General features: G+C 40.8%; 1 protein-coding gene. It reads left to right on the top strand.

The window, feature by feature from the left end; all coding sequences use genetic code 11:
• Positions 1-84 precede the first annotated feature (84 nt).
• The coding region (locus HC175_RS21475; protein ID WP_235942727.1) for a sugar nucleotide-binding protein at positions 85-346 on the top strand (262 nt) is incomplete at its 3' end.

Raw genomic sequence — 346 nt, 5'->3', positions numbered from 1 at the left:
TGAGATCGACTGGGAATATCCTCAGGACCAAATGATTCTTTCAGAAAAAGATGCCAATCTCCCAACTTTTGAAAATCTGGATCTATGAAAGTTTTAGTCACAGGAGCTGGAGGGCAATTAGGTCAATGTTTTAAAAAACAGGCTCGAAATTTTCGTGACATCAATTTTACTTTTACAACTTCCCGTGAGCTTGACCTGTCTCAGTTTGGAGTTGTGGGTGTTTTTATGCGCCAAAACAAATTTGATTACTGCATCAACTGCGCCGCTTACACCAATGTGGAACAGGCGGAAAAAGAGCAGGAAATGGCTTATCTTGTAAATGCTGAAAGCGTTCGAAATTTAGCCG

It is taken from the genome of Salinimicrobium oceani (assembly GCF_012037645.1).
This window is presented reverse-complemented; position numbering and strand designations above follow the sequence as displayed.